This is a genomic window from Micromonospora sp. WMMD961, assembly GCF_029626145.1.
In the GTDB taxonomy this organism is placed as follows: domain Bacteria; phylum Actinomycetota; class Actinomycetes; order Mycobacteriales; family Micromonosporaceae; genus Micromonospora.
On sequence record NZ_JARUBJ010000002.1, the window covers coordinates 1364744 to 1390083 of the forward strand.

The 25340-nt window shown below is 70.8% G+C and carries 19 protein-coding genes; 18 read left to right on the plus strand and 1 reads right to left on the minus strand.

Annotated elements, in window-relative coordinates; translation table 11 throughout:
• The first annotated feature begins 14 nt into the window (after positions 1-14).
• The 10 genes from O7614_RS06605 (at position 15) to ahcY (ending at position 13904) form a co-directional block, all read left to right on the plus strand.
• A complete protein-coding gene (locus O7614_RS06605; protein ID WP_278137585.1) occupies positions 15-4079 on the plus strand; it encodes a toxin glutamine deamidase domain-containing protein in 4065 nt (1354 codons plus the stop codon).
• A 458-nt stretch (positions 4080-4537) separates the two neighbouring features.
• Positions 4538-4834 carry a hypothetical protein gene (locus O7614_RS06610; protein ID WP_278137586.1) on the plus strand — a complete coding sequence of 99 codons (297 nt, stop codon included), beginning with the start codon at positions 4538-4540 and terminating at the stop codon, positions 4832-4834.
• Positions 4835-4959: 125 nt separating this feature from the next.
• Positions 4960-5637: a deoxyribonuclease V gene (nfi, locus tag O7614_RS06615; protein ID WP_278142180.1), complete on the plus strand. Its 678-nt coding sequence runs from the start codon at positions 4960-4962 to the stop codon at positions 5635-5637.
• Between the two features lie 302 nt (positions 5638-5939).
• Positions 5940-6998, plus strand: a complete 1059-nt coding sequence (locus tag O7614_RS06620; protein ID WP_278137587.1) for a hypothetical protein — start codon at positions 5940-5942, stop codon at positions 6996-6998.
• A gap of 70 nt (positions 6999-7068) precedes the next feature.
• The gene (locus O7614_RS06625) at positions 7069-8454 is read left to right on the plus strand and encodes a phosphomannomutase/phosphoglucomutase (RefSeq protein ID WP_278137588.1); all 1386 of its coding nucleotides are present in this window, start codon (positions 7069-7071) and stop codon (positions 8452-8454) included.
• A gap of 61 nt (positions 8455-8515) precedes the next feature.
• Complete coding sequence (locus tag O7614_RS06630) at positions 8516-8701, plus strand: Trm112 family protein (protein WP_030331539.1); 186 nt, start codon at positions 8516-8518, stop codon at positions 8699-8701.
• Positions 8698-9894, plus strand: a complete 1197-nt coding sequence (locus O7614_RS06635; RefSeq protein WP_278137589.1) for an SIS domain-containing protein — start codon at positions 8698-8700, stop codon at positions 9892-9894. Before O7614_RS06630 ends, O7614_RS06635 begins: the two co-directional genes overlap by 4 nt.
• A gap of 67 nt (positions 9895-9961) precedes the next feature.
• Entirely contained in the window at positions 9962-10960 is a 999-nt protein-coding gene (locus O7614_RS06640; RefSeq protein ID WP_278137590.1) for a cation diffusion facilitator family transporter, read from the plus strand.
• Positions 10961-10963: 3 nt separating this feature from the next.
• Complete coding sequence (gene manA / locus O7614_RS06645; RefSeq protein WP_278137591.1) at positions 10964-12127, plus strand: mannose-6-phosphate isomerase, class I; 1164 nt, start codon at positions 10964-10966, stop codon at positions 12125-12127.
• Positions 12128-12404: 277 nt separating this feature from the next.
• Positions 12405-13904: an adenosylhomocysteinase gene (gene ahcY / locus O7614_RS06650; RefSeq protein WP_278137592.1), complete on the plus strand. Its 1500-nt coding sequence runs from the start codon at positions 12405-12407 to the stop codon at positions 13902-13904.
• 419 nt (positions 13905-14323) lie between these two features.
• Here ahcY and O7614_RS06655 read toward each other — a convergent pair whose 3' ends face one another.
• Positions 14324-15685, minus strand: coding sequence for an AAA family ATPase (locus tag O7614_RS06655; RefSeq protein ID WP_278137593.1), 1362 nt, complete (start codon positions 15683-15685; stop codon positions 14324-14326).
• Positions 15686-15863: 178 nt separating this feature from the next.
• On the opposite strand from O7614_RS06655, the gene efeU reads away from it, so the two are divergent.
• The 8 genes from efeU (at position 15864) to raiA (ending at position 25306) form a co-directional block, all read left to right on the plus strand.
• A complete protein-coding gene (gene efeU / locus O7614_RS06660) occupies positions 15864-16769 on the plus strand; it encodes an iron uptake transporter permease EfeU (RefSeq protein ID WP_278137594.1) in 906 nt (301 codons plus the stop codon).
• Between the two features lie 23 nt (positions 16770-16792).
• Entirely contained in the window at positions 16793-17926 is a 1134-nt protein-coding gene (gene efeO, locus O7614_RS06665; RefSeq protein WP_278137595.1) for an iron uptake system protein EfeO, read from the plus strand.
• A gap of 19 nt (positions 17927-17945) precedes the next feature.
• Entirely contained in the window at positions 17946-19223 is a 1278-nt protein-coding gene (gene efeB / locus O7614_RS06670) for an iron uptake transporter deferrochelatase/peroxidase subunit (protein ID WP_278137596.1), read from the plus strand.
• Positions 19224-19354: 131 nt separating this feature from the next.
• Positions 19355-20044 (plus strand): MtrAB system response regulator MtrA, encoded by a 690-nt coding sequence (gene mtrA / locus O7614_RS06675; protein WP_278137597.1) that lies wholly within the window; start codon positions 19355-19357, stop codon positions 20042-20044.
• 12 nt (positions 20045-20056) lie between these two features.
• Positions 20057-21898, plus strand: a complete 1842-nt coding sequence (mtrB, locus tag O7614_RS06680) for an MtrAB system histidine kinase MtrB (RefSeq protein WP_278137598.1) — start codon at positions 20057-20059, stop codon at positions 21896-21898.
• The gene (locus tag O7614_RS06685) at positions 21895-23712 is read left to right on the plus strand and encodes an LpqB family beta-propeller domain-containing protein (RefSeq protein WP_278137599.1); all 1818 of its coding nucleotides are present in this window, start codon (positions 21895-21897) and stop codon (positions 23710-23712) included. Before mtrB ends, O7614_RS06685 begins: the two co-directional genes overlap by 4 nt.
• 4 nt (positions 23713-23716) lie before the next feature.
• Positions 23717-24424, plus strand: a complete 708-nt coding sequence (locus tag O7614_RS06690; RefSeq protein WP_278137600.1) for a ComF family protein — start codon at positions 23717-23719, stop codon at positions 24422-24424.
• Positions 24425-24670: 246 nt separating this feature from the next.
• Entirely contained in the window at positions 24671-25306 is a 636-nt protein-coding gene (gene raiA, locus O7614_RS06695; RefSeq protein WP_278137601.1) for a ribosome-associated translation inhibitor RaiA, read from the plus strand.
• Positions 25307-25340: the final 34 nt, after the last annotated feature.

A 25340-nucleotide genomic window follows, 5' to 3' on the forward strand; every position in this document is an offset into this window, starting at 1 on the left:
GGCCGGGGATCGGAATGACAGTGCTACCCAGCCCGATTCCGCATCCACTGGACCTCGCACCGTGGGACGTTCCAGGGTGGATCTACGAAGCACTCGACTGGGTGGTCGGCGTGCAGTGGCCGGAGGGCGACGAGCGGGCCGTCTGGGACGTCGCCGACAAGTGGTACGACGTCGCGGCCGTGATCGCCGGCCCGCACCTCGACGCCGCCGCGGCCGCCGTCGAGGTGCGCAACGGGTACGGCGGGGTCGGGGCCGTCGACGCCGCATTCGAGGCCGCCTGGCGGGGGATCGCCGAGAACCCCGACGCCCCGCTGCCCGTGCTGCTTGCGGTCACCGCCGACCTCGGCCGGCTGGTCGAGGAATGCGGGTGCGACATCGAGGGTGCCAAGCTCGAAGTCTGGATCGAGCTGGGCATCCTCGTCATCGAGCTGCTCTCGGTGGCGGTCGCGGCGGTGCTGACCGCCGGGGCCGCCACTCCGGCCGCCGGTGCGGCGATCACCGCGACGCGGCTGCTGGTCCAACAGATCTTCAAACGGCTGATGGGCCAACTGGCCAGCAAGTCGCTCAAGCACGGGCTCCGGGAGGCCGGCGAGCGAGCCGCCAAGGAGGTCGCCCGGGGCGGGGTGCGCGGGTTCGCCAAGCGGGCCGCCCGCGAAGGGCTGGAGGAGGCCGCCGAGGAGAGCGGTGTCACGCTGGCCACCCAGGCGTACCAGAACTCCACCGGGCGGGCACACGGCCTGGACCTGACCGACCTCGGTGCGTCGGCGGTCGGCGGGCTCGCCGGTGGGGCGGTCGCACCGCTTGCCGGCCTCGGTCGACACGCGACGGGGCGAGCGGCCCGAGTCGGCGAGCACCTGGGGCGGGAGATGACCGGCGAGGTGCTCGCCGACAGCGCTGCCAGCCTGGCCACCGGCCAGGGCCTGACCTCGATGGAGGACGTGGCACGGGCCGCCGCGTCCGGGGCCACCGGCTCGGTGACCGGCCAGACCGACCACGCCCTACGCGCCCGGCTCGACGCACAGGCCGACGCCCTCGCCGGGGCGTCACTCGCCGGTCCCGCGCTGCCGTCCGTGGCGGCGCTCGCCGGCGACACGTCGGTTTCCGGGGCGACCTTCGCCGCGAGCGCGCCTGCCGTGGCGGGCTCGCCCGGAGCAGGTGCGTCCCCGGTCGTGCCGACGCAGGCCACAGCACCGGACCAGGTGGCCCCGTTCCGCGCCGATCTGCCGCCCGCCGTCGACGCGCACATGCCGGTGCCACAGTCGGTCGACGTCAGCCCGGACATGGACGGCATCGACCACCCGCTGCGCCCGCCCGACCCGATGCCGACGGCCACCACACCTCTCCAGACCGACACGATCGCGGCGCAGCCGGTGGCGGCTGTTCAGCCGCTGCCGCCGGTGGCTGCCGACCCGTCTTCGTCGCTTGTGGACGCGGCTCGGACGCTGCCTCCGATGCCGGGTGCTGATCCGACTGCGTCCTCCCTGCACGCCGGGCGGATGCCACCGGTGGTTGGCGATCCAACGCTGACGCCGATTGCCGCCGACCCGGCGCTGTCCTCGGTGACCGCTGATCCGGCGTTGTCGTCGGTGGCCGCTGATCCGAGGCTCTCGTCGGTTGCCGCACCCGTGGTCGGGACCGCCGAGCCGGCCAGCGGGCCGGTCACCGGCACCGCGCCGGGCCAGCCCGGGAACCTGGCACATCCCGCCGGCCCGACGGCCTGGCCTCCGTCGACTGGTCTGCCCGCACCGGCAACCGCGGGCCCGACGCCACCGGCGGCCAGCGTCGCCCCGCCGGTCGGTGCGCCCCCGACCGTGGTGGGCCGATCCACAGTCCCGTCCCGCGCACCGGCCCGTGGCGTGCGCTCACCGGCACCCGAGCATCCGGCCCGGGGCAGGGCGTCGATCCCCGTCGACCTGGTCTTCGGCGACCCGGTAGAGCCGGCACACGAGACCGACGACTCCTACGCGGCGCAGTGGGCCGCCGAGGCCGAAGCCGCCGAGCGTCGGCGCTACCAAGGCCACTACGAATCGCAGCGGACCGGCTTCGAGACCAACCGCCGCCGGGCAGAAACCGCCCGACTGCGCGCCCGGGCCGCGGAGCACGACCGCAGAGCCATCGAGTACGCCACGTACGCCCGACAGTTGCACCAAGCAGGTCACCGACAGTGGTCCGACGGCTGGCAGCGCGCCGCGAACGACGAGGCACGCGCGTACGCCCACTGGCGGGACCTGGCAGACGCGGTGCTGGTTGGCGCCACCGCGCCGCAGGTGGTGGACATCAGCGCCGCCACCTTCGAGCACGCCAACCGGGACGTGGGCGCGCTCGCGCTCGGCGCGGTGGAGACTTCCGGCCCGTCCCGGCTCACCGGCGACGACGGGCCCCCACCGATCGACGACTCCCGACCGTACGGCCAGCCGGGAGGGCTGCGACCGCCGCTCGCCCTGCACCAGGTCGACGTCGAACGGCAGATGCCCCGCGAGCCGGACGGCACCGTCACCCGTACCGCCGACCCCCGAAGGGGCGGCTGGTTCCGGCTCCTCAACGACGGAGGTCCCGCCGCCGACGCCACCCGGGGCATCAACTGCCTGGACTGCACGATGTCGCTGTTCGAGACCTGGGTCCACGGGCGGCCAAGGGTGTCCGCGCCCCGCACCTTCGACGGCTACCTGGACGGTGACATCCGTCGACCCATCCGTGGCGAGGCCGGCGGCCCAGGTCGGGTGGAGGACGTCACCGGCGGACGCTTCCAGCAACTCCTCGCCCCGTCCGGCCAACGCACGTACGCCGAACAGGCGCGGCCGGCCGCCGACCGGGGTTACCGCAACCTACAAGACCAGCTGCTGCTGGGAGGCCACGGCAGCTACGCGTTCCTGGTCACCGAGTGGGCGCACGGCGGTTCGCACGCCTGGGTGGCGCTCAACCAGAACGGAACAGTGCTCTACGTCGATCCGCAGACCGGTATGGTCCGGGACCGGCCGCTGTACCCCGACGTGGTCGGCATCGACGCGCTGGTGCTGGGCGGGGACGGCCGACCTATGCCGCTCGGCGGGCTGCCCCGAGGTCGGTTCAGCGAGCGGCCCGACCTCCCGGACCACCCGCCGACGCGTGGCGATGGCGGCCACGGCGACCCGTACGTCAACCGGATGTACCTGCTGCTGGACGGCCCGGGATCAGCGCAGCACCCGGTCGCGCCGGATGACGGCGTGGACGAAGCAAGCGGATCGCATCCTCCAGACGTCGAGTTGGCGCAGCTGACGGCAGCGGAGTTGGCAGGCTTAACAGCCCTTCGTGATCGAGCGGCCGCGGTCGCCGATCAGGTGGAGGCGGCTCTGGTTCAGGTTGGGCGGAATGTTTCGGAGGCGATGGGCCTTCCAGAGCCGATCCAGTTGCGTGACAGGGCCTCTCGTGTCAAGAAGCTGAACTCTTTGGCACGAAAGTTCCTCGACGAGGCGCGAGGTGCGGCCATCGGCGTTGAGCAGTTCGCGAGCACTGTGAACGACGCTCTGCGGTTCTTGTTCGAGATGCCACCTTCCGACGGCTATCGGGTTGCTGTTGATCTGGTGATCGCAGGTCTGGTGGAGGCCGGATTTTCCGTGCCGCAAGCAGAGCTCAAAAACTTTTGGCGGGCTGGCAACAGGTTTTACGGATTCAATTGCACCCTACGCTCTCCCGGCGGCCTTCTTGTCGAGTTGCAACTGCACACCCGAGATTCGCGAGAAGCGTGGATGCGGACTCACGTTGACTATGAGATTCTGCGGCGGGTCGGGAGCAGGCCTGAGGATCATGTACACGCGTTCCTGCGGATGCTTGCTGCAAACCGTGAGCGGCGGATGTCGGAGAGTGTGCCGCCGGGTCTGGCGGACCGCTACCCAACCAAGGACGCGAGCTTCGCCAAGTGGCTGAGTCGGAACGGAGATGCGTGGCGCAAGTATCAGTCCTGGCTTGACAGTCAAGGGGCCAACTTTTCGCAGATAGCTCAAGAGTTGGGGTTGGATTTCAGCGACTTCCCAGTAGCGGAAGACGTTGCCGCCAAGTTGGAGAAAGAAATTGTTGACGTATTACGTAATCTATCAAAATGACCAAAAGGAAGGTGGGCCGGCTGGTCTCTTCGTGGCTGATGTAGGTACCGGAAATGCCATATTATGGGATCACCGAAGCGGAGGTTGGGCCTTTGACCCCGCGCTCGTCGCACGTTTCGTTAATGACCATCGAAACGATGATCGGTTCGAAACAGTCAGCAGGGCGACGGCTGAGAGTGTGGCCGAGGCCATAACTGGCGGTCGCCCTCTGCTCGACGAGGACGGCATTCGCGCTATGTTTCCGTCCGATGCGGGAGGTACTGGACCATAGCCGTGCGGCGTCAGCGAATCAGGGGCGCCAAGGGAGCGGCATGAATGGGCAAGATCCGAAGTCGGGGGCGGGCTGACCTTCCCGTAGGTACGTTGACATCCATGCTGTAGGGGGCCGGCGGTCTCCGGTGGCGCGGAACGAGGGCGGTGGTGGGGCGGGGGTTGGCGCGTCCGAATAAGATCGACGCATGGCGAGATCCGGCTCGGAGAGCACCTGGTCCACTGTCTGGGCATGGCCGGTTGGCATTGCGGTCGGTTTGGCTGTCGGCATCCCTGTGTTCGGTGCGAAGGGTGGGGTGGCTTTCGGCGTCGCCCTGGGCGTTGCCTTCGCGGTCGGCCTTGGCCTGATCAGGGGCCGAAAGTCCTCCGTCGAGGCCGCTCCTGGAGGGCTTCGTGCCCAGGGCGACCAGCGTGAACGCTCGGCCCAGGGTTCGACGGACGGCAATGCCACCAGCGTCGACGCGGGCGGCCTTCACCGACCGTGATCGACTCCGGTTTCATGAGAACTAGGCATCCAGCGCTGTGGGATAACCCTGCTTCCGTGAAGTCGAGTGGATCACGCCTGGGGCCGACCGCAGGGCAGCGCATCAGCGCAGGGCGGGACATCGGCATGCAGCCGGCGGGGCCGGGCAGTGTGGCGGAGGCGGTGGCCGTACAGGAGGAGTTGCGGCCGCTGGTCGACCTGGTCGGGCCGGGGCCGAGCGCGCCCGTGGCGGTGGCCGGCCTGGACGTCGCGTACTCCCGGGGTGGTGACCTTCTGGCGGCGGCGGTGACGGTGCTGGATGCCCGGACGTTGGAGGTTGTTGATTCCGCGGTCAGCGTGGGACGGCCCGCGTTCGACTACGTGCCGGGGTTGTTCGCCTTCCGTGAGTTGCCCGCGCTGCTCGGCGCGCTGGACCGCCTGAGCGTCGTGCCGGACCTGTTGGTCTGCGACGGGCACGGACTCGCCCATCCGCGACGGTTCGGGCTTGCCTGTCACCTCGGGGTGGTCACCGGGTTGCCGGCCATCGGGGTGGGGAAGACGCCGCTGGTCGGGGCGTGGGATCCGCCGGCCGACCATCGGGGTGCCTGGTCGCCGCTCCGCGACGACGGTGACGTCGTCGGCCGGGTGCTGCGGACCCACGACGGTGTGAAGCCGGTCTTCGTCAGCGTCGGCCATCGGATGAGCCTGGACAACGCGACCGCGCAGGTGCTCGCGCTGACCCCGCGCTACCGGCTGCCGGAGACCACTCGCACCGCCGACCGACTCAGCCGCGACGCCCTCGCCCGAGCCGAGCACCCTGACTGACCGCGCCCGACGGCTCGCGCGGAGCAGGCCGACTGACTTCGGACGACGGCCGCACCCTGCGGCCCCGCGCGGAGCACGCCGACTGACTGCGCCCGACGGCTCGCGCTGCGCGACCGAACGGTGCCCGAGCACGCGCCCCACCTGCGGCGATCCGGTGCGATGCCGATCCTCTACGCAGGTCGACGGGCTGGGTCGTCAACCGTAACGCCGCACACATCCGGGCCGCTCTATGACCGACGGGGTGGCTGGGCCGGTAGTAGCCTGACCCGCGGACCCCACCCGGGGAGAACGGCGAGGTGATCATGACGGTGCGTCGACGCACGGCACGGCTCGCGGCGGCCTGCGGTCTCGCTGGCGGCCTGGTGATGCTCGGTGCGTCGCCGGCGTTGGCCGACGGCGACTCGGTCCGGGTAGGTGCGGCCAGCAGTTTCGCCGCTGGTGGTTCCCCGCAGGGGGTGAACGTCGCGGTGCGCAAGCGCACCGACGGGTGCGTCCTGCTACGTACCGCGTTGGGTCTGCGCCTTGAAGGTCTTCAGCCGGGTCAGGTGACGGTCGAGGTCAGCGCGGATGGGCGCTGGCTTCCGGTGGGTGTGTCGGGCGGCAGTGGCACGGTGCAGACCGCGCAGACGTCGCCCGCGAAGCCGAAGCTGTGCAAGGGCAAGGGGATCACGGTGCGGTACCGGGTGGCGATCGCCGCGGGTGCCCCCGGTGGTCGGCTCGTCGTCGCCGGCGTGGGTCTCAGCGCCGAGGGGCAGACGTTGGGCCAGCACAGCGATGTGGCCAAGGTGACCGGCGGGCGGGTGACCCTGTCGCCGACGCCGTCGAAGAAGGCGTCGCCCACTCCGAGCCCGACCGAGGTCGCGACCGTCGACGAGGCCGTGAACCCGGCGGCTCTGGGCGGAGTGTCCAGCGCGCCGGACACCAAGGCGGCTGCTGCGGAGTCGTCCGGCGGAGGATCGCCGGTGATGTTCTTCGGCATCGTGATGGTGGCGGTCGGTCTGCTGCTCATCGTGCTGTTGTTGCGTCGGTCGCGGCAGGACCGCGACCCGTCCGACGAGTCACCGGGTGCGCTGCCGGGCGACCCCGGCGGCACCACCTACCGCGCCGGTGGTGGGTCACCGGCCGCGCCAGGTCGCCCTGGCCAGGTGTACGGCCAGCAGCCGCCGGCCGCCGACTGGGGTGCCGTGCCGTCGCCACGCCCTCCGACCGGCGGGGTCTACGGTGCGCGGCCGGGCGGTGCCGGTTCCGCCCCGGAGGCGACGCAGCCGATGCCGGGGACACCGCAGACCAGGGCGCTGCCCGGGGCGCCGCCCACCGACGAGGGTGGCCACACCGTCTTCATTCCTCGGCTCCCCGGCTGAGCGAGGCTCGACCCGGCGGCTCCGTTAGGCTCAGGCTCGGTGTCTAACTTGCGGCCAAGGAGTGGAACACGTGTCTGATCTGTCCCAGATCGTGAAGGCGTACGACGTTCGAGGGACGGTACCGGACCAGTGGGACGAACGGGCCGCCGAGGCACTCGGGGCCGCGTTCACCCAGCTGCTCAACTCCACTGACGAGCCGGGCGACGCGGTCGTCGTCGGGTACGACATGCGGGCCACCTCGCCCGGGTTGGCCGCCGCGTTCGCCGCCGGCGTACGGGCCGAGGGGCGCTCGGTGATCGAGATCGGGCTCGCCTCCACCGACCTGCTCTACTTCGCCTCCGGCTCGCTCGACCTGCCCGGTGCGATGTTCACGGCCAGCCACAACCCCGCGCAGTACAACGGCATCAAGATGTGCCGTTCCGGTGCCCGTCCGATCGGCCAGGAGAGCGGCCTGGCGGAGATCCGGGACCGGGCCCAGGCCCTTCTGGACTCGGGCGAAGCCCGTCCGGCCGGTGCGCCGACCCGGCCGGCCGAGCGGCGTGACCTGCTCCCCGACTACGCCGGCTACCTGCGCAAGCTGGTGGACCTCTCGGGCATCCGGCCGTTGAAGGTGGTCGTCGACGCCGGCAACGGGATGGGTGGCTTCACCGTCCCGACGGTGCTGGGTGACGCCGCCCTGTCGCCGCTGCCGCTGGAGATCGTGCCGCTCTACTTCGAGCTGGACGGCAGCTTCCCCAACCACGAGGCCAACCCACTGGATCCGGCGAACCTGGTCGACCTCCAGCGTGCGGTCGTCGAGCACGGTGCCGACATCGGGCTGGCCTTCGACGGCGACGCCGACCGGTGCTTCGTGGTGGACGAGCGGGGCGAGCCGGTCTCACCGTCGGCGATCACCGCCCTCGTCGCCGCGCGCGAGCTGGCCAAGCACCCGGGCTCCACGGTGATCCACGGTCTGATCACCTCCAGCGCGGTCGCGGAGATCATCCGTGAGCACGGTGGGCAGCCGGTCGTCGCCCGGGTCGGGCACTCCTTCATCAAGGCGGAGATGGCCCGCACGAACGCCGTCTTCGGCGGCGAGCACTCCGCGCACTACTACTTCCGCGACTTCTGGTTCGCCGACACCGGCATGCTCGCGGCGATGCACACCCTGGCAGCGTTGGGCGAACAGTCGCTGCCGCTGTCCGTGATGGCCGGCGAGTACGAGCGCTACGTCGCCTCCGGCGAGATCAACTCGACAGTGGCCGACCAGGCGGCGGCGGTGGCCGAGGTGCGCGCCGCGTACCCCGACGCGGTGGCCGACGAGATGGACGGGCTCACCCTGCGCTTTCCCGACGGCGCCTGGTTCAACCTGCGCGCGTCCAACACCGAGCCGTTGCTGCGGCTCAACGTCGAGGCGCCTTCGCGTGATCGGATGGTCTCGCTCCGGGACGACGTGCTCGACCGCGTTCGCCGATAAGATCGCCTGCGCCGGTCGGCACCGCCGCCGGTGAAGCCGCACACGTGGAAGGAGCCGTGCCATGGCCCTGGATCCGCAGTTGCTCGAGATTCTCGCCTGTCCGGACACGCACCACGCCCCGCTCAGCTACGATGCCGAGGCGCAGACGTTGACCTGCACGGAGTGCGGCCGGATCTTCGAGGTCCGCGACGACGTGCCGGTGCTGCTGCTCGACGAGGCACGCGGCGGCCCTGGGCAGCCCTCATGATCGACGGTACGGCCGGGGTCAGCGGACGCCGCGACGCCGACGAGGCCCTGCTCGACAACCCGGACGCGCTGGCCGAGCACGACCCGGGCGGCATGCTCCGGCACACGGCGTCGGCCGGCGCGCAGGTCCGCGAGAGCGCCGCGCTGGCTGCCGAGGCGAACCTGTCGGTCCTCGCCGACGACGGGCGACCCCGAGCCGTCGTCATCGCCGGCATCGGCACGGCGGGGCGTACCGGGGACGTGCTGGCCACTGTCGCCGGGCCTCGCTGCCCGGTTCCGGTCATCGCGCACCGCAGCGCCGGCGTACCCGGCTGGGTGGGTGCGGCCGACGTGGTGATCGCGGTGAGTGCGTCCGGTCGTAGCCCGGAGGCGCTCGGCGCGGCGGAGGCCGCGCACCGGCGCGGTGCCCGACTGGTCGCCGTGGGCGCTCCCGACTCGCAGTTGCAGTCGATCGCCGAGCAGGCCCGGGCGCCGTTCATCCCGGTGCCCCGGCGTGCCCCGGCGCGAGCCAGCCTCTGGGCGCTCACCGTTCCGGTCCTGCTCGCCGCGCGTTCTCTCGGGCTCGTGAAGGTCAACGAGGCGGACCTCGCGGAGACCGCGGCCCGGCTCGACGCGGACGCCGACCGCTGCCGGTCCGCCGCGGAGTCGTTCGTCAACCCGGCCAAGTCGCTGGCCCTGGGCCTGGCCGGCTCGATCCCGATCGTCTGGGGCTCGTCCCCGCTGGCGACTGTGGCCGCCCGCCGGTTCGGCGACACCCTGTCCGCCAACGCCCGCTACCCGGTGGTCACCGGAGCGCTCGGCGAGGCCGGTCGGGGCCGGGTCGGGTTGCTCGACGGCGTCTTCGGTGGCCTGGCCGAGGGGGAGCGCGACATCTTCGCCGACCCGGCCGAGGACGACGGCGAGGGCACCCGGCTGCGGTTGGTGCTGCTGCGTGACGGCGGGCTCAACGCCGAGGACGACACCGACGAACCCTTCGCCGTCGAGGAGCGCCGTGCGGACGCGGTGCAGACCCTCGCCGAGCGCCGCGGTGTGCGGTGCGACGTGGTGACCGCCGAGGGTGGCTCCGCGCTGGAGCGCCTCGCCTCGCTGATCGCGGTCCCGGATTTCGCCTCGATCTACCTTGCCCTGGCCCACGGGCTGGACCCGATGGCCGTGCCGGCCATCACCGAGATGAAGGAGCTGTCGAACCAGTGAACGGACGTAGGGGGCGGCGCGGCGTGCGCCGACCGGTCGGCTTCGCGCGGCGAAGCGGAGCGGTGGCATGAGCGCCAACGGTGGGACGAAAGCGATTGTCGCCGCCCTCCTGGCCAACGTCGGCATCGCCGTCACCAAGTTCGTCGCGTTCCTGCTCTCCGGCTCGTCGTCGATGTTGGCCGAGGCGGTCCACTCGGTCGCCGACTCCGGCAACCAGGGCCTGCTGCTGCTCGGCGGTAAGCGGGCGAAGCGGGCGGCCACCCCGGAGCACCCGTTCGGGTACGGCCGGGAGCGCTACATCTACGCGTTCATCGTGTCCATCGTGCTGTTCAGCATCGGTGGCCTGTTCGCCCTGTACGAGGCGTACCACAAGTGGCATCACAAGGGGGGCATCGAGTCCTGGCAGTGGTTGCCGGTGGCCGTGCTGGTGGCGGCGATCATCATGGAGTCGTTCTCCTTCCGGACCGCCATCAAGGAGTCCAACCACGTCCGGGGCAGCCAGTCCTGGGTGCGCTTCATCCGCCGGGCCAAGGCACCGGAGCTGCCGGTCGTGTTGCTGGAGGACTTCGGCGCGCTGGTCGGTCTGGTGTTCGCGCTCTTCGGCGTCACGATGACGCTGATCACCGGGAACGGTGAGTGGGACGCCGCCGGCACCGCGATGATCGGAATCCTGCTGGTGGTCATCGCGGTCGTGCTGGCCATCGAGACGAAGAGTTTGTTGCTCGGTGAGGGGGCCGAGGCGTCCGAGCTGGCGGCCATCGAGCGAGCCGTCACCGAAGGCCCCGAGGTGGAGCGGATCATTCACATGAAGACGCTCTACCTGGGGCCGGAAGAGCTGATGGTGGCTGCCAAGATCGCTGTGCCGGAGCAGGAGAGCGCCCACGACCTGGCGCGCGGTATCAACGCCGTGGAGGCGCGGATCCGCGCGGCGGTGCCGATCGCCCGGGTGATCTACCTGGAACCGGACGTCTACAGCGTCGCCGCGGCCAGCGCCGGCACCGGCGCTGCCGCCGACACCGCCGTGCCGCAGGCAGAGGGTGCCTCCGGCGAGGCGGCCGGGGGCTGACGGGTGGAGCCACTGTACGGACCGATCCGCGACTACGCCTGGGGGTCGCGCTCTGCCATCGCGCTCCTGCAGGGGCGGCCGGTGCCCAGCGAGGGACCGGAGGCGGAGCTGTGGTTGGGCGCCCACCCGGGCGCCCCGGCCAGCGTGGCCCGTGCCGGACTGCGGGTGAGCCTCTGTGACCTGGTGCGCGACGAGCCGGGCCAGTGGCTCGGCCAGCGGGTGTCCGAGCGGTTCGGCAACCGGTTGCCGTTCCTGCTCAAGGTCCTCGCCGCCGAGGCTCCGCTGAGCCTTCAGGCGCATCCGGACGCCGAACAGGCGCGGGTCGGCTACGCGGCGCAGGAGGGGCGCCCCGAGGGGGAGCGCAACTACTCCGACCCGCACCACAAGCCGGAGTTGCTGGTCGCGCTCACCCCGTTCGAGGCGCTCTGCGGTTTCCGGGATCCGGCGGAGTCGGCCGAGGCGCTCGCCGCGTTCGGCGTACCGGAGTTGGAGCCGGTGGTCGCCGCGTTGCGGACCGGGCCGGCGGGGCTACGGACGGCGGTGCGGACGCTGCTCGGCTGGCCGGCCGCCGAGCGTGACGCGTTGGTGGGCTCTGTGCTGGCGTCGTCGGCCGACGGCCCGGACGCGGAACTGGTCCACCGCTTGGCCGAGGCGTACCCGGCCGACCCTGGCGCGCTGGTGGCGCTGTTGTTGCACCACGTGCGGCTGATGCCGGGGGAAGGGATCTGGATGCCGGCCGGCAACCTGCACGCCTACCTGAGCGGCTGTGGTGTGGAGATCATGGCGGCCAGCGACAACGTGTTGCGCGGTGGCCTGACCCCGAAGCGGGTGGACGTCGACGAGTTGCTGCGGGTGCTGCGTTTCGAGGTGCTCGACGATCCGGTGCGTGCCGCGCAGCCGGTGGGCCCGGGTGTTGAGTGGTGGCCGGTGCCGGTGGACGACTTCGCGCTGCACCACGTGCGCGTCGACGCGGTGGTGCCCTCCGTCACGCTGCCACTGCCCGGTCCACGGGTGGTGCTCTGCGGCGGCGGTTCGATCACCGTGGACGATGGCGCCGGCACGGTGACGCTCGTGTCCGGCCAGGCGGCGATCGGTACGGCCGCCGGTGAGCCGCTACGGATCAGCGGCGTCGGGGATGCGTACGTGGCGACGTCGGGGTTGAGCTGAAGCCTGCCAGCGCCGCGACACAAGTCCGACTTTTCCGGAATAGCTTGACGCGGTTCTGCCTGAGTGTGACTCTATGAGTACGCAGCGTTATCGCGACGACGGTCCGAGAACGTGCGGGGAACCAAACCGGGGGGATGTGCGGGGCGGGCGGGACGTGGACGGGAAACCGTCCACCACCGACCGCCCCGTGCGCTGTCCGCGGCCGGTCCCCCGGATACCCGTCACCAACGCGCGTAAGGTGGAGGGTCGGCGCAGACATCGTTCGACAGGAGCTTTCATGACCAGCACCCTCCCGGCCGCCGCCAGCGGTACGCCGTCCGAGGCCCGGCCGAGCACGCTCGCCGACGGCGACTTCAAGGTGGCGGATCTTTCGCTCGCCGAGTTCGGGCGTAAGGAAATCCAACTCGCCGAGCACGAGATGCCCGGCCTGATGGCGATTCGCCGGGAGTTCGCCGAGGCGCAGCCCCTCGCCGGCGCGCGGATCACCGGCTCGCTGCACATGACCATCCAGACCGCGGTTTTGATCGAGACGCTGGTCGCGCTCGGTGCGCAGGTGCGCTGGGCGTCCTGCAACATCTTCTCCACCCAGGACCACGCTGCCGCGGCGATCGTCGTCGGCCCGAACGGCACCCCCGAGGCCCCCGCCGGCGTGCCGGTGTACGCGTGGAAGGGCGAGACCCTCCCGGAGTACTGGTGGTGCACCGAGCAGGTGCTCGCCTGGCCGGACGGGCAGGGCCCGAACATGATCCTCGACGACGGCGGCGACGCCACCCTGCTGGTGCACAAGGGCGCCGAGTTCGAGAAGGCCGGGGCGGTCCCGCCGGTCGAGTCGGCCGACTCCGAGGAGTACGCGGTCATCCTCGAACTGCTGCACCGCTCGCTGGCCGAGGACGGCCAGCGCTGGACCCGGATCTCCGCCGGCATCAAGGGCGTGACCGAGGAGACCACCACCGGCGTGCACCGGCTCTACGAGATGCACCGCGCGGGCACCCTGCTCTTCCCGGCCATCAACGTCAACGACTCGGTGACCAAGAGCAAGTTCGACAACAAGTACGGCTGCCGGCACTCACTCATCGACGGCATCAACCGGGCCACCGACGTGCTGATCGGCGGCAAGATGGCCGTCGTGATGGGCTACGGCGACGTGGGCAAGGGCTGCGCCGAGTCGCTGCGCGGTCAGGGCGCCCGGGTCGTGGTGACCGAGATCGACCCGATCTGCGCGTTGCAGGCCGCGATGGACGGCTACCAGGTCGCCACCCTGGACGACGTGGTCGAGCAGGCGGACATCTTCATCACCGCCACCGGCTGCTTCGACGTCATCACCAACGAGCACATGGCCCGGATGAAGCACCAGGCCATCGTCGGCAACATCGGCCACTTCGACAACGAGATCGACATGGCCGGTCTGGCCAAGCGTTCCGACGTGGAGCGGATCAACATCAAGCCGCAGGTCGACCTGTGGCGCTTCGCCGACGGTCACGCCATCATCGTGCTCTCCGAGGGCCGCCTGTTGAACCTGGGCAACGCCACCGGTCACCCGAGCTTCGTGATGTCGAACTCGTTCTCCAACCAGACGATCGCCCAGATCGAGCTGTTCACCAAGACCGAGGACTACCCGATCGGCGTCTACGTGCTGCCCAAGCACCTGGACGAGAAGGTGGCCCGGCTGCACCTGGGCGCGCTCGGCGCCAAGCTGAGCACGCTGACCAAGGAGCAGGCCGCGTACCTGGGGGTTTCTCAGGAGGGTCCGTTCAAGCCGGATCACTACCGCTACTGATCGACGATTCCGGGCCGGGCGAACGCCCGGCCCGGAGCGTCGACTCGCGGTGACGAGACGATGCGGCCCGGCGCCTCCGCACCTTGCGCCCGGGGTTGCTGAGGACGGGAAGTAGACCGTCTGCCGGCCGACGAGCGCCACTGCCGCAGCCAGTAACCCCAGCAGGGGGACCGCCCGGCCCATTCGCCTGGCGCGGAGATACCGACCCAGGTCGCTACTGCGCACAGCTCTTGTCACCGACGACCTCGTAGCGGTCTCGCGCCCATGACGCCTGCTGACGTGGTTCGCGAGCGAGCACCTCGCGGACCCTGTCCCACACCTGGGGCGGCGTACGCTCGAGGATCCTGTCATCGCCGGTGACCCGGACGGCGAGCCAGGTGCGTAGCATCACGCTGTTTTCGGCCCAGTGCTGATCGATGTCAATCTCTGTAATCAGCTGAGAGCTGGTGCGAGAACATGTCCACCGCCGCCCGCCGGACCTGCGGATACCGCGCCCTCGGAAGGCCGTCATTCAGCGCCGTCACAGTGGCGCGGCGGGCCAATTCCGGGAAGAATGCTCCCGTCGCCCCGGCGGTCATTGCCACCACCTCGGCGCGTTCGGTCTCGGAGAGTTCGAGACTGCTCCCGTGCACGGCCAGCAGCCGGTGGCGGCTGTCCGCGTCGGGCAGGGGCACCTGGATCGCCAGGTCGATGCGTCCGGGCCGGCGTGCCAGGGCGTCCTCCAGTGCGCCGGGATGGTTGGTCGTGAGCACGAAGGTCAGGTCGGCGTCCTCCGCGGTGCCGTCCATCTCGTCGAGGATGTCGAAGAGGACCGGGTTGCGCTCGCCGGACCGCCGATCCTGGGCGACTAGGTCGACGTCTTCGAGCACCACCACCGAGGGTGCCGCCCTACGGGCGAGGTCACACGCCGCCCGGACCAGGTCGAGTTGCCGACCGCTGAGGACGACGGCGGTGTGACCGGGCAGGCGCGAGAGCAGGTGGCGGACGACGAGCGTCTTGCCGGTGCCGGGTGGACCGTGCAGCAGCACTCCGCGCCGGAGGCGATGCCCGGCGGCGAGCAGCGCCAACCGGTGCTCCTCGATTCCGTGCACCTGTCGGTCGAGCGAGGCGAGGGCGCCGTCCGGCAGGACGACGGACGCGGCGGGCACCACCTGGCGCCGGTGGAACCGGACGGACCCGGTCGGCTCCCCGTCCCGAGCCGTGTCGAACGAGATCAGGTGTCCCTGGTAGATGTTGTCGCGATCGAGGTACGCCCGCAACTCGGCGAGCAGGTCCTGGCCGACGTCGGGCTCGGGGGCCAGGACCTCGACCAGGACGCGGGGTTTTCCGGTGCGTCGGTTGCCCTCGCGCAACAGCACCGCTACCGGGTGATCGCCCGCCGTCGTCAGGAAGATCCCGAAGGAGACGCAGCTGCGCTGCCCGTCCACGTCGACCGGCAGGCTCTGGTAATCGGCGGCGCCCAGTCCGTACTGGTGCCGTGCGGCGCCGTCCACGATGTCACCCAGGCCGGCGTACTCGCGGCCAGGGCTTCGCACCCCGATCAGCGCGACCGGCTCGCTCCTGGCGGAGGTGAGCGCATCCAGGGCGATCGCCACGTTGGCGTGCTCGTGCGGCGGGAAGGTCGCCGTCACCACGGGCATGTCGAGCGGAGTCCGACCCAGATGACGTTCCAGTCGATCGAACAGGGGCCCGGGTGGCGGGGCCGGCGCGAGTCGGGACATCGCCCGCATGAACTGCTGGAACTGCCGGCCGAAGTCGGCTGTGTCGAATTCGTCGGTCATCTGGCCCCCGTCGCAGTGGCTCAGGCCACCATATCGACCTCGGTGCGGGTGGCCACCCGAGCTGCCCTGCGCGGCGAAGAGTGAGGTTGCCATGAACGACTTGACGCCCGGCCCGACCAGGAGCAAGGTTTGCCTGCCCTTACTTAATTGAGCCAAACCTTAGCTACCGGAGTAACGGATGTTCGCCACCTACCTGATCGGCCTGCGGGAAGGGCTGGAAGCCACCCTGGTGGTCAGCATCCTGGTCGCCTTCCTGGTGAAGTCGCAGCGCCGGGACCGGTTGCCCCAGGTCTGGGCGGGCGTCGGCCTGGCCGTGGCGCTCTCGGTGCTCTTCGGCTGGCTGATCGAGTACACGTCGACCTCGCTGCTGTCCCGATCCGAGGACCGTGAGCTGTTCGAGGCGGTCACCTCGGTCGCCGCCGTGGTCTTCGTCACCTGGATGATCTTCTGGATGCGCCGGGCCGCCCGGACCATCGCCGGGGAGCTGCGGGGCAAGCTCACCGAGGCGCTGGCCGTCGGGTCCCTCGCCGTCGCCGGCATGGCCTTCCTCGCGGTGATCCGCGAGGGCCTGGAGACCGCGTTGATCTTCTATTCGGCCGCCCAGGGCGCGGCCGGGGACAGCGGGCCACTGCTCGCCCTGGTCGGCGGCATCGTCACCGCCGTGGTGCTCGGTGTACTGCTCTACGCCAGCGCCCTGCGAATCAACCTCAGCAAGTTCTTCACCTGGACCGGCGCGCTGCTGATCCTGGTCGCCGCCGGCATCCTCAAGTACGGGGTGCACGACTTCCAGGAGGCCGGTGTCCTGCCCGGCCTGAACGACCTGGCCTTCGACATCACCAGCGTGCTCGACCCGACCACCTGGTACGCCGCGCTGCTCGCCGGCATGTTCAACGTGACTCCCGCGCCCACCGTGCTGGAGACGATCGCCTGGGTCGCGTACGCCGTACCGGTTCTTCTGCTCTTCCTGCGGCCGGCCCGGCGCAAGCCGGCACCCGCCGCGCCCACCACCACCGTCACCGAGCGCGGGGCCGACACCGGCACCGAGGCTGAGGCCGAGCCGGCGTCCACGCCGCAGCGGGCCTGACCCCACGAGGAGAGACAGCTCAGATGCGTACCACCCAGTTCTTCGCGCTGGCCGCCGCCGGCGTGCTGGCGACGGCCGGTCTGGCCGCCTGCTCCGACGCCGACAAGGGTGACCAGGCCGGGGTCGGCGGCCCGATCGTGGTCAAGGCCAGCGACACCGCCTGTGAGGTCGGCACCACCGACCTGGGCGCCGGCACCGCCACTTTCAAGATCACCAACTCCGGTGCGAAGGTGACCGAGTTCTACGTGTACGCCGACGGCGACCGGGTGATGGGCGAGGTGGAGAACATCGCCCCCGGGCTGAGCCGTGAGCTGCACGTCGAGCTGCCTGCCGGCACGTACCAGACGGCCTGCAAGCCGGGGATGAGCGGCAAGGGCATCCGGGGGGCGCTCAAGGTCAGCGGGTCCGCCCAGCCGCTCACCGCCGACGCCGCGTTGGGTGACGCCACCGACAACTACCAGCGCTACGTCAAGAGCCAGACCACAGCGCTTCTCGCCAAGACCGAGGAGTTCGTCGGCGCGGTCAAGGCCGGTGACGTCGCGAGGTCCAAGGCGCTCTACCCGGTCGCCCGCACCTACTGGGAGCGGATCGAGCCGGTGGCCGAGATTTTCGGCGACCTCGACCCCAAGATCGACGGCCGCGAGGAGGTCATCGAGGAGGGGATGGAGTTCACCGGCTTCCACCGGATCGAGAAGGACCTCTGGCAGTCCGGCGACATCAGCAAGGACGGCCCGATCGCCGACCGGCTGCTGGTCGACGTGAAGGAGATCGTGGCCAAGGCCAACGCCGAGAAGCTCTCCCCGCTCCAGCTCGCCAACGGTGCCAAGGAACTGCTCGACGAGGTGGCCAGCGGCAAGATCACCGGCGAGGAGGACCGCTACTCGCACACCGACCTGTGGGACTTCGCCGCCAACCTGGAGGGTTCGAAGGCCGCCGTGTCGGCCCTCCGGCCGGCGCTGCAACAGCGTGCCCCGGAACTGGTCACGCAGCTCGACACCGAGTTCGCCAACGTGGAGGCGCTGCTCGGCAAGCACCGCGACGGCGACGGGTGGAAGCTGCACACGGCGTTGGGCAAGACCGAGCTCAAGGAGCTGTCCGACGGGATCAACGCGCTCGCCGAGCCGATCAGCAAGGTCGCCGCGGCCGTCGCGAAGTGACCGGACCTCAGGAGTGCAGATGAGCGGGAGTGGGCTGACCCGGCGGCGAGCGATCACGTTGGCCGGCGCCGGGGTCGCCGGGGTCGCCGGGGCGGCGGTCGGCGTGGGAGCGATGGTGAACGGCTCGCACGGCCCGGCCGTGGCGAGCGACCACCCGGCCGGGGCGGTGCCGTTCCACGGTGAGCACCAGGCCGGCATCGTCACCCCGGCCCAGGACCGGCTGCACTTCGTCGCCTTCGACGTGATCACCAAGGACCGGGCCCGGCTGGTCGAGCTGCTCGAAGAGTGGACGGCCGCCGCTGCCCGGATGACCGCGGGCCGGGACGCCGGGGTGCTCGGCGCGGTCGGGGGGATGCCGGAGGCCCCACCGGACGACACCGGTGAGGCGCTCGGTCTGCCCCCCTCGCAGCTCACCCTGACCATCGGCTTCGGGCCGACGCTGTTCCGCGACGCCGACGGTCGAGACCGCTTCGGCATCGCCGACCGGCGGCCCGCAGCCCTGGCCGAGCTACCGAAGTTCCCGGGCGACGCGTTGCAGCCACAGCTCTCCGGCGGTGACCTCTGCGTGCAGGCGTGCGCCAACGATCCGCAGGTGGCCGTGCACGCGATCCGCAACCTGGCCCGGCTCGGCATGGGCGTGGTGAGCGTCCGCTGGTCGCAGCTCGGCTTCGGCCGTACCTCGTCGACCTCCCGGGACCAGGCCACCGCCCGCAACCTGTTCGGCTTCAAGGACGGAACTGCCAACCTCAAGGCCGAGGACACCGACCTGCTCCGCGACCAGTTGTGGGTGCAGCCGGGCGACGGGCCGGACTGGATGACCGGGGGCTCGTACCTGGTCACTCGCAAGATCCGGATGCTGGTGGAGACCTGGGACCGCACCTCGCTGGCCGAGCAGGAGGAGATCGTCGGGCGGAGCAAGGGCAGCGGGGCCCCACTCGGCCGGACCGACGAGTTCGACGAGCCGGACTTCGCGGCGCGCGGCACGGACGGCAAACCGGTGATCGCCGAGCACGCCCACGTCACGCTGGCCCATCCGAGCCGCAACGGCGGCGCGCAGTTGCTCCGCCGGGGTTACAACTTCGTCGACGGCTCGGACGGCCTCGGACGGCTCGACGCGGGGCTGTTCTTCATCGCGTACCAGCGCGATCCGCGCCGCCAGTTCGTGCCGATCCAGACCCAGTTGGCCCGGCACGACGTGATGAACGAATATCTGCGGCACGTCTCCAGCGGTGTGTTCGCCTGCCCACCCGGGGTACGCGACGGCGGGGACCACTGGGGGCGTGCGCTCTTCGGTTGACCGTCGTCCGGATGGCGACAACGGAAACGGTCGGAGCTGCGGTGGCGCCGGGCCGCGCCGAAGGGGGATCATGGTGTCAGCCAGGCAGACGCCGGTCCCACCGAACTGACTGAGGATGCAATATTAATCCCATGAGAGCCCGCGTACTGGTGGTCGACGACGACCCCGCGCTCGCTGAGATGCTCGGCATCGTGCTGCGCAGCGAGGGTTTCCAGCCCTCGTTCGTAGCCGACGGCGAGCGGGCGTTGGCGGCATTTCGCGATAGTCGTCCCGATATCGTGCTGCTCGACCTCATGCTGCCCGGAATGAGCGGCATCGACGTCGCGCGGTCCATTCGGGCGGAGTCCGGCGTGCCGATTGTCATGCTCACCGCCAAGAGCGACACGGTGGACGTCGTGCTCGGACTGGAGTCCGGTGCCGACGACTACGTGGTCAAGCCGTTCAAGCCCAAGGAACTGGTCGCCCGGATGCGGGCCCGACTACGCCGGGGCGAGGACGTGGCGCCGGAGATGTTGACGATCGGGCCGCCCGACAACCAGATCTCCATCGACGTGCCCGCGCACACCGTCAGTCGTAACGACGAGGAGGTGAAGCTGACTCCGCTGGAGTTCGACCTGCTGGTCGCGCTCGCTCGAAAGCCCCGTCAGGTCTTCACCCGTGAGGTGTTGCTGGAGCAGGTCTGGGGTTACCGGCACGCGGCCGACACCCGCCTGGTCAACGTGCACGTCCAACGGTTGCGCGCCAAGATCGAGCCGGACCCGGAGCGCCCGGAAATCATCCTCACCGTGCGGGGCGTGGGCTACAAGGCGGGGACCGGATAGCCTGGTCGCACTGTGTCGACCTCGCCGCCCACACCCTCCCCGAGCACCGCTGCCCGCCGGCCCAGCGCCGGCGGGGAGGTCTGGCGTGCGGTGAGCGGCCGGGTCGCCCGGGTGGTGGCCCGGGTGCATCAGACCTGGCGCCGCTCACTACAGGTCCGGGTCGTGACCATCACCTTGGTGGCGTCCAGTCTGCTGGTCGGCGGCTTCGCGTTCCTGATCGCCGACAAGATCACCACGATCCTGCTCGACAACGCCCGCAGCGACGTCCGGCAACGGGTGACCAGCGGCGCCAGCTACGCCACCAAGCAGGTCTCGCTCTACGGCCAGCCGCAGGAGGCGCAGCTCCAGGAGACGATCGACGACACGGTCAACTACCTCGCCGGAGGCGACCCCCAGCAGACCAGCGGGGTGGTGGTGGCGATCACGGCCGACGGCTATCCCGACCAGATCCAGACGCGCACCGCCCCCGCCGCGAACGTCCGGCCGCTGATCAGCCCCGAGCTGCGGGCCGCGATCGCCGACGGCAAGGTGGCCAGCCAGATCCGCACCGGTCGGCTCACCGATGAGCCGACCAAATACCTGGTGTACGGCTCACCGGTGCCCACCCGCTTCGGCCAGATCGAGATCTACTACCTGGTGCCGTTGACCCGGCAGGACGTCACCGCCGCCGACGCCCGGGCCACCGTGGTGGCTACCGGGGTCGCCCTGGTGATCCTTCTCGGGCTGCTCGCGGCGCTGGTCACCCGCCTGGTGGTCAACCCGGTCCGGGTCGCCGCGCGGACCGCCCAGCGGCTCTCCGCCGGCCTGCTCGACCAACGGATGGTGGTCAACGGCGAGGACGACCTCGCCCTGCTCGCCGCCTCGTTCAACCAGATGGCCACCAACCTGCAACGGCAGATCCTGCGCCTGGAGGAGATGTCCCGTTTGCAGCGCCGCTTCACCTCCGACGTCTCGCACGAGCTGCGTACGCCGCTGACCACCGTCCGGATGGCCGCTGACCTGATCTTCGCCGAGCGCGACGAGTTCGACCCTGCGGTGGCCCGCAGCGCCGAGCTGCTCCAGGCCGAGTTGGACCGGTTCGAGGAGCTGCTCACCGACCTGTTGGAGATCAGTCGTTTCGACGCCGGCTTCGCCATGTTGGATTCCGAGCCGACCGACCTGGTGCCGGTGGTGCACCGGGTGGTCGACCGGCTGTCTGGGCTTGCCGAGCGGGTGGGCGTCCCGATCGAGCTCGACCTGCCGAACGCGCCGGTGATCGCCGAGGTCGACCCGCGTCGGGTCGAGCGGGTCCTGCGTAACCTGGTCGGCAACGCCGTCGAGCACGGCGAGGCCCGCCCGGTGCTGATCACCCTCGGCGTCGACGAGACCGCCGTGGCGATCACCGTCCGCGACCGTGGGGTGGGACTGAAGGTGGGCGAGGAGAAGTTGGTGTTCAACCGGTTCTGGCGGGCGGACCCGTCCCGGGCCCGGCAGACCGGTGGCACCGGTCTGGGCCTGTCGATCAGCCTGGAGGACGCCCGGCTGCACGGCGGCTGGCTGGAGGCATGGGGCGCTCCCGGGCAGGGCGCGCAGTTCCGGCTCACGCTGCCGGCCCGCGCCGGTGACCGGCTGACCACCTCGCCACTGCGACTGGTGCCGGCCGATGCCGCGCTGCCCTTCGGCGGACCTCGCGACGGTGGCCCGCTGGCCATCGGCCCCGGCACCGGTGGTGCGTTGGCGATCGGCCCCGGCAGCGGCGGCACCGTGGCGACCGGCCCCGGCGGGGCGTCGGCGACCGGCCCGGGCGGCGGTGCGGCGTCGGTGACCGGCCCGGCCTCGACCGGAGGCGAGCAGCGGGCGGAGGTGCGCTCATGAGACGACCCTCCCTGCTGGGGGCACTGGGTGTGGTGGTGCTGCTGGGTGCCGGCTGTGGCATCCCGGCCGGCTCCGACGTGCGGGTGGACGGCAAGGGTGGCGCCGTGACCGGGGCCGGCGTGGTCGACCTGCGCAGCGGTGAGCCGCCGACCCGGCCGTCCAGCGGCAGCGACAACGAGATGTTCGTGCGCAACTTCCTGTCCGCCGCCGCAGGTGAGCCGGACCGCGCCTACGAGCGGGTCAAGGCGTACGTCGCCCCGGAGTCCAAGTCTCGCCTGCAGGACAAGAAGGGCAGCGAGGTCGCGCTGAACGTGGTCCGGCTGCGCGAGGCGGTCTACACCCTGAACAGCGACAACACCACCACCGTCAAGATCAGCGTGCAGCAGATCGGTGTGCTGCGGGCCAACGGCGTCCTGGCACCGCCCGTCGCGACCGAGACGGAGTACGAGTTCCGGCTCCGCAGCGCGGCGTTCGACGGCGGTGCCAACGACGAGCGTGCCGGCCTCTACGTCGTCGACCCGCCGAACGTGCTGCTGCTCAGCGACGCCGCCCTCAAGCGGTACTACCAGGACGAGTTGATCTACTTCTGGAGTTCCGACCGCAGCCGCCTGGTGCCCGACCAGCGCTACCGGCCGCTGGCCGTGCCCATCGAGCGTCGGGTCAACGAGGTGGTGAAGTGGCTGGTCGGTGGCCCTTCCGACTGGTTGCGCCCGGGTGTCGTCGGGCTGCCCGACCGCACCGAGCTGATCAACAACGCCACCGGCGCGGACAGCCGGTGGGAGGTCAACCTCGACATGTCCGGTGACGACCGGAACGGGATCGACCAGCTGATCACCCAACTCGCCTGGTCACTCGGTGACCTGACGGGCGAGCTGGAGTTGAAGATCCGCAACAACTCGCAGCCCGTGCAGGACCTGGCCGAGCGGCGAAACGCCCGACAGCTCTACCCGAACGCCGACAGCCCGCAGCGGTTCGGCGTGTACGAGGGTGCGATCCACCCGCTCGACTTCGACGGCGAGCTCAGCGGGACGGTGCCGCTGGCACCCGAGGCCAACCGCAACATCGTCTCCGCCGGCCTCGCGGTGGCCAAGGACCGGCGGATCCTCGCCGCGATGATCACCACGGGCAGCAGCAACGGTCGGTACCGTCTGTCGGTGGGCACCGGTGCCGCGCCGATCACCGTCGTCAGCCGCAGCGACACCGAGCACACCTCGATGAGCCGCCCGGTCTGGCTGCGTACCGCCGACTCCCGGGCCGGTCGCGGCCTGGTGGTCGCGGACGGGAAGCTCTACCGGTTCGACGAGGCGGCCCGGATGTACCAGGTGCCGCTCAACCTGCCCTCCGGCGACGTCAGCGCGGTTGCCGCCGCACTGGACGGCCAGCGGGTCGCGCTGATCTCCGGGGGCCAGCTCTACGTCGCCGCGGTGAACCTCGACGGCGGCGGGGTCTCGATCGGGCCGCCCCGGCAGGTGGCCACCTCGCTGACCGGCCTCACGGCGGTCGACTGGGGCCGGGAGGACCGGCTGGTGGTGGCGGGGTCGGCGGGCCAGCAGGCGATCTACGAGATCAGCGTCGACGGTGCCCTGGAGACACCCCTACGGACCGACGTGGGTGCCAAGGTCAACCACCTGACGGCGTACCCGACCAACCGCACCGTGCGGGCACCCAGCGGGGCCTACATGTACGAGGCGAACGGGGTGGCCTACCGGAGCAGTCCGTTCGAGCGGATCGAGCCCGAGCGGGTGCGGGACATCCCCTCGGTGCCGGCTGGCGTCCGCCCGAGCAACCCGTCGGCACCGTTCTTCCTCTACTGACCCGGTGAGCGGGCTCTGGGCGGACCTCGCCGACCTGGTACTGCCCACCACCTGCGCAGGTTGTCGGGAGCGGCGGCCCGGCCTGCGACACGGGGTCTGTCCGGCCTGCGTCACGGCGCTGGAGGCGCTGCGGCCACGGTCGGTTCGGCCCACACCCGCCCCGCCGGGCCTGCCGCCCTGTGTCGCGCTCGGCCCGTACGCCGGCCCGCTGCGCGAGGCTCTGCTGGCGTACAAGGAACACGGCCGGCACGGGCTGGCCCGTCCGCTCGGCGCGCTGCTCGCGGAGGTCGTCGCGGCGGCGGTCGGTGACGCCCGCCCGCTGGCGCTGGTCCCCGTCCCGGACACCGCGGCGGCGGCCCGGTCCCGGTACGGGGATCACCTGGACCGGTTGGCCCGGCACTGCGCGGCCCGCCTCACACGGAGTGGCTGGGTGGTGCGGGTGCACCGTCCGCTGCGTGCGTTGCCCCGGCCGGACTCGGTCACCCTGGACAGCATCGGGCGGGCGAGGGCGGCCGAGGCAGCGTTCCGGCCGCGTTCCACCGCGCTCGGCCGGGAGCGTGCCACGAGCGGGACGCCGGTCGTGGTGCTGCTCGACGACATCGTCACCACCGGCGTCACCCTGGCCGCCGCAGCCCGGGTGCTGACCGCGACCGGGTGGGCACCGAGTGTCGCCGCGGTGCTCGCGGCGACCGAGAAAAGACCCCACTCGTAACCGATCGTGTTTCCGTTTCACCCATTGGTGTACGAGCTGCGAGAAATCCTGGGCTGTCTCGGCAACATGGGGTGACTGCCGGGCAAACTGGAGTTAGCGTTTCGCTGTCGGGGGTAGGAGGTCTTTCCACCCGCCCCTGGCGGTGAGAGGAGGCGTAGCCGTACCAACCGGTCGACGCCAGCGGGTCTCCCCACGGCGCGCGACCGGGTCAGCCGGATCGAAGACCGTCCGAACAAGGGAGGTCACGTGGACATCGTGGTCAAGGGCCGAAACGTCGAAGTGCCGGACCATTACCGGGTGCACGTAGCCGAGAAACTCGCAAAGATCGAACGCTACGACCACAAGCTTATCCGTGTCGATGTCGAGCTGTTTCACGAGCGCAATCCGCGCCAGGCCGACCACTGCCAGCGGGTGGAGATCACCTGCGTTTCCCGGGGCCCGGTGATTCGGGCCGAAGCCTGCACGAACGACTTCTACAGCGCCCTCGACGCGGCCATCGCCAAGCTCGACACCCGGCTGCGCCGCGCGGCCGACCGTCGCCGCGTACACCGGGGTCGGCACGCGCCGATCTCCGTCGCCGAGGCCACCGCGGGCCTCCCCGTGGACCTGGTGGCCCCCGCGCTGAGCGCACCGGCCGACGGCGCCCGCGGCGGCACCGCCGTCGCGGAGCGGGTCGAGGAGGAGTACGACGACCAGCAGCCGTGGCACATCGCCCGGGAGAAGGTGCACCCGGCGGAGCCGATGACGATCGACGACGCGTTGTTCGAGATGGAACTGGTCGGCCACGACTTCTACCTGTTCCAGGACAAGGAGTCCGGCCGCCCCAGCGTCGTCTACCGGCGTCACGCCTACGACTACGGCATCATCTCCCTCGCCACCTGACCGGCCCCTGACCGTGTCGATCAGGGAGTTGTGG

What these genes read in the sequence shown, in the direction of transcription:
- O7614_RS06605 (WP_278137585.1), top strand. Translation starts at nt 15, where the DNA reads ATGACAGTGCTACCCAGCCCGATTCCGCATCCACTGGACCTCGCACCG.
- O7614_RS06610 (WP_278137586.1), top strand. Translation starts at nt 4,538, where the DNA reads ATGGCGAGATCCGGCTCGGAGAGCACCTGGTCCACTGTCTGGGCATGG.
- nfi (WP_278142180.1), top strand. Translation starts at nt 4,960, where the DNA reads ATGCAGCCGGCGGGGCCGGGCAGTGTGGCGGAGGCGGTGGCCGTACAG.
- O7614_RS06620 (WP_278137587.1), top strand. Translation starts at nt 5,940, where the DNA reads ATGACGGTGCGTCGACGCACGGCACGGCTCGCGGCGGCCTGCGGTCTC.
- O7614_RS06630 (WP_030331539.1), top strand. Translation starts at nt 8,516, where the DNA reads ATGGCCCTGGATCCGCAGTTGCTCGAGATTCTCGCCTGTCCGGACACG.
- O7614_RS06635 (WP_278137589.1), top strand. Translation starts at nt 8,698, where the DNA reads ATGATCGACGGTACGGCCGGGGTCAGCGGACGCCGCGACGCCGACGAG.
- O7614_RS06640 (WP_278137590.1), top strand. Translation starts at nt 9,962, where the DNA reads ATGAGCGCCAACGGTGGGACGAAAGCGATTGTCGCCGCCCTCCTGGCC.
- ahcY (WP_278137592.1), top strand. Translation starts at nt 12,405, where the DNA reads ATGACCAGCACCCTCCCGGCCGCCGCCAGCGGTACGCCGTCCGAGGCC.
- O7614_RS06655 (WP_278137593.1), bottom strand. Translation starts at nt 15,685, where the DNA reads ATGACCGACGAATTCGACACAGCCGACTTCGGCCGGCAGTTCCAGCAG.
- efeU (WP_278137594.1), top strand. Translation starts at nt 15,864, where the DNA reads ATGTTCGCCACCTACCTGATCGGCCTGCGGGAAGGGCTGGAAGCCACC.
- efeO (WP_278137595.1), top strand. Translation starts at nt 16,793, where the DNA reads ATGCGTACCACCCAGTTCTTCGCGCTGGCCGCCGCCGGCGTGCTGGCG.
- efeB (WP_278137596.1), top strand. Translation starts at nt 17,946, where the DNA reads ATGAGCGGGAGTGGGCTGACCCGGCGGCGAGCGATCACGTTGGCCGGC.
- mtrA (WP_278137597.1), top strand. Translation starts at nt 19,355, where the DNA reads ATGAGAGCCCGCGTACTGGTGGTCGACGACGACCCCGCGCTCGCTGAG.
- O7614_RS06685 (WP_278137599.1), top strand. Translation starts at nt 21,895, where the DNA reads ATGAGACGACCCTCCCTGCTGGGGGCACTGGGTGTGGTGGTGCTGCTG.